This is a genomic window from Sinomonas sp., from assembly GCF_051955515.1.
In the GTDB taxonomy this organism is placed as follows: domain Bacteria; phylum Actinomycetota; class Actinomycetes; order Actinomycetales; family Micrococcaceae; genus Sinomonas.
In genome coordinates, this window is record NZ_JBQCGQ010000078.1 from 1 (window position 1) to 3,745 (window position 3,745).

A 3,745-nucleotide genomic window follows, 5' to 3' on the forward strand; every position below is an offset into this window, starting at 1 on the left:
GGCGTGCGCCGATGCGGGTGTGGAGGTCGCCTCGGTGCTGCCCGTGCTGCGCTGGTCCGGCCCTGACGAGTGGGCGCGCGAGGCCGCGGTGCGCTACTGGAAGCGCGCCATCCAGATCACCGTGGATCTCGGGGTGAACCAGATGAACACCGAGTTCTCGGGGCGTCCGGAGAAGCCCGAGGAGTCCGAGGCGTGCTTCTACCGGTCCATGGAGGAGCTCGTGCCGATCTTCGAGCGCGAGGGCGTCCACGTGGCGATCGACCCGCATCCGGACGACTTCGTCGAGGAGGGCCTTGCCGCGCTCCGCGTGATCCGGGGCGTCAACTCGCCGAACGTCGGCATGGTGTACGTCGCCTCGCACACCTTCCACATGAAGGATGAGCCGCTCGAGATCATGCGGGCTGCCGGGGACCGGATCCGGGTGGTCCACGTCTCCGACACCATGAACCACCACGCGTCCCACGGCCTGCGGTACATCACCAACCCGCCAGGGAACGCCGTCCGGGTGCACCAGCACCTCAAGATCGGTGACGGCGACGTCAACTGGGACGAGTTCTTCGGCAGCCTCGGCGAGATCGGCTTCCTCGATCGCGACGACACCGTCATGGTCTCAAGCGTCTTCGCCGAGAACGAGAACGCCGATGAGGTCTCCCGCTACCAGCTCCGCACGATGCAGCAGTTCATCGACAAGGCGAAGACCCGCGCCTAACCGTTTCGGGTACGCCAACTTGAGCCGCCGGATCCACACGGATCCGGCGGCTCGTCGTTTCGGGTACAGATAGTCCACCCTCAGAGCAGTCCGGGTACGCCAACTGACTTCCCTCTCCGCGGCCGCCGGGCGAGGAACGACGACGGCGGGGGCCCGCCGCTGTGAAGCCGGGCACGCGCCGTCGTGCTCTGCTGAGGGGGCGTCAGTTGGGGCACCCGAGTTGGCTGAGTGGGGCAGTAGCTGTACCCGAAACGGTGGGGGTTAGGCGGTGAAGGGGAGGCGCGGGTCGACGTCCTGGGCTTCCCACGTCGCGCGGATCCAGCCGTGGTGCGGGTCGTCGCTGATGAGCCAGTCGCGGACTCGGCCGGGGCCCGCCATGACGTTCAGGTAGTACAGGTCGTAGCCGGGAGCCGCCATGGCGGGACCGTGCCAGCCATACGGGACGAGGACGACGTCGCCGGTGCGGACCTCGGCGTTGACGTCGATGGGCCGGGCGTCGGACGCGTAGACCCGCGCATAGCCGACGGGGTCCTGGCCTGCGCTCCCGGAGACGGGGGAGGCGGGAGCGAGGCGCGTCTCGAAGTAGTAGATCTCCTCGAGCGAGGTCTCGCCGTCCTTCTCCTCGTCGTGCTTATGCGGGGGATACGAGGACCAGTTGCCGGCCGGCGTGATGACCTCGCAGACGATGAAGCGATCGGCCTCGAGGGCGGCCGGCGTTCCGAAGTTGTGCACCTGGCGTGAGCAGTTGCCGGCGCCGCGCAGCTCGACCGGGGTTTCCTCCGCGCGGATCAAGCGGGTCGGGTACCTCGCCTGAGCGGGAGCGAGGGCGACGGCGACGCGGCCCCCTTGCGCGCTCGAAATTTCGACGGCCCTGCCGATCCCCGTGTAGAGCACGTCGCTCGGTCCAGCGAAGACGGACTGCCGCCCGCGCAAGGAGTAGGTCTCGCCGTCGACCGTTGCCTCAAACGCGCCTGCCAGGGGGACGACAATGCGCTCCTCGCCCGCTGCTTCGATGGAGACGCTCGCGCCGGGCGCGAGCTCGGCCACCTTGATGCCTGTGTGCTCCCAGCCATCGACGAGTTTGCTGTCATGGGCACCGAGTGAGATCTGCCAGTCGCCTTCGGAGGCCGAGCCCAGGGGGTAGACCCAATCTGCCATGGGGATGTTCCTCTCTTTCTGGATGAAGCGCTCAGCGCTGAAGTGTTCTCATCGTTGGACCAGCGTCATCTCGAAGCTGTACGAGTCGGCCCGATACACGTGCCGGCCGGTCTCGACATTGCGGCCCGTATCATCGACGGCGGTGCGCTCCATGGTGACGAGCGCAGAACCGGGAGAAGTCTGCAGCAATTCCGCTTGGTACTCGTCGGCGACGGTCGCGCCGATGCGCTGGTTGGCGAGCCTGAAGTTCACTCCGGCCTCGCGGAGGATCTGGTACATGCCCCGCTGCCGCAGGCCCTCCTCGGTGAGCTCGGCGACGTCGTCGCGAACCCAGTTCTCCATGAGGGCGAGGGGCTTGTCCCCGACGGAGCGGAGCCGTGAGAAGTGGTAGACGCCGACGCCGGCCGGCAGCTGGAGGGTGTCCGTGATGTCGTCCTCGGCGGGGCCGTGGCGGAACGAGAGGACCCGGGTGGTGGGCTTCTGGCCGCCGCGGGAGAGATCGTCGTACAGGCTCGAGAGCTCGAGGTGGCGGCGCACCTGACTCGAGACGACCTGCGTGCCGACCCCGCGCTTGCGGACGAGCAAACCTGCCCGGACGAGTTCGTCCATGGCCTTGCGCATGGTGGGGCGCGAGAGGTTGAGCTGCGCGGCGAGCTCGATCTCGTTCTCGAGCTTCGAGCCCGGCTCGAGCGCGCCGCTGCGGATCATGGCCTCGATGCCCTGCACCACTTGGTGGTAGAGCGGCACCGGGGACGAACGGTCGATGGGAATGTTGAGGCTGGTCGCCATGGCCCCTCCTTGGGCTGGGCGCTGGGCCGAAAATGCCCCTGCTCCGCATGTTTATTTGATAGGACAAATTTCCTGATCCGATCTTAGCATCGGGTTCCGCAGGATGTCAGCGTTTTGGTCACGACGCGCCCTGACTTCCGCATGTTAGCGCGAGGTGACAAAGTCGGACCGATCAGCTGGAGCGCTCCAGAAATAAGTGCATATGTGTAGACAAAGTCTTGACAGGGTGATTCACGTCACGCAGGATCGGACAAGGCCCTGGGCAGCACAGCAGCAGTCCGGCCGAACCCCTGGATCGAAGGAGATTCTCGTGACCAAACTTTCGTGGCGCCGTGCAGCCGTTGCGGCCCTCGCAGTCCCGATGCTCGCCCTCTCCGCCTGTTCGGCGGGCGGGAAGCAGGAGGCCAGCACCAACGGGGGAGGTGGAGGGCAGGCGGCATCGACGCCCCGTATCAAGGTTGCCCTCGTCACCCACGCCGCCGCTGGCGACACCTTCTGGGACATCGTGCGCAAGGGCGCCGAGGAGGCTGCGGCGAAAGACAACGTGGACCTGCAGTACCTCAACGACCCCGAGGCGGGCCGCCAGGCTCAGCTCGTCCAACAGGCGATCGACCAGAAGGTCGACGGGATCGCCGTCACGCTTGCCACACCCGACGCGCTCAAGGACGTCGTGAAGAAGGCGACCGACGCCGGGATTCCCGTGGTGAGCCTGAACGCGGGCGAGGACGTGTCAGCGAAGCTTGGGGCCTTCACCCACTTCGGCTCCAACGAGAAGCTCGCTGGCGAGGCCGTCGGCACACGCCTCGCCGCGGAGGGCTACAAGCATCCCATCTGCGTCATCCAGCAGCAGGGCCACATTGGCCTCGAGAACCGCTGCGCGGGCGTGAAGTCCAAGGTTCCCGGCACGGAGATCCTCTACGTGAACGGCCAGGACATGACGTCAGTCCAGTCGACCGCGACGGCGAAGCTCCAGGCGACCAAGGACGCCGACGTCATCATCGGCTTGGGCGCCCCGATCACCATCACACTCCTGAAGTCCATCCAGGATGCCGGGAGCTCGGCGAAGGCCGCGAGCTTTGACCTCAACGC

Annotated in this window: 4 protein-coding genes; 2 read left to right on the forward strand and 2 right to left on the reverse strand. The window is 66.8% G+C overall.

Features of this window, described 5'->3' with window-relative positions; translation table 11 throughout:
* Positions 1-709, forward strand: a 709-nt coding sequence (locus ACTHL9_RS04505; protein ID WP_440517599.1) for a sugar phosphate isomerase/epimerase family protein, incomplete at its 5' end; no start/stop codon positions are given.
* Between the two features lie 261 nt (positions 710-970).
* Here ACTHL9_RS04505 and iolB read toward each other — a convergent pair.
* Both iolB and ACTHL9_RS04515 read right to left on the reverse strand, forming a co-directional pair.
* Positions 971-1,867, reverse strand: coding sequence for a 5-deoxy-glucuronate isomerase (gene iolB / locus ACTHL9_RS04510; RefSeq protein WP_440517601.1), 897 nt, complete (start codon positions 1,865-1,867; stop codon positions 971-973).
* A gap of 48 nt (positions 1,868-1,915) precedes the next feature.
* Positions 1,916-2,656 (reverse strand): GntR family transcriptional regulator, encoded by a 741-nt coding sequence (locus tag ACTHL9_RS04515; protein ID WP_440517602.1) that lies wholly within the window; start codon positions 2,654-2,656, stop codon positions 1,916-1,918.
* A gap of 310 nt (positions 2,657-2,966) precedes the next feature.
* On the opposite strand from ACTHL9_RS04515, the gene ACTHL9_RS04520 reads away from it, so the two are divergent.
* On the forward strand, positions 2,967-3,745 hold a 779-nt coding region (locus ACTHL9_RS04520; RefSeq protein ID WP_440517603.1), incomplete at its 3' end, for a substrate-binding domain-containing protein.

Coding starts and splice junctions, on each gene's coding strand:
- ACTHL9_RS04515 (WP_440517602.1), bottom strand. CDS start 2,656: ATGGCGACCAGCCTCAACATTCCCATCGACCGTTCGTCCCCGGTGCCG.
- iolB (WP_440517601.1), bottom strand. CDS start 1,867: ATGGCAGATTGGGTCTACCCCCTGGGCTCGGCCTCCGAAGGCGACTGG.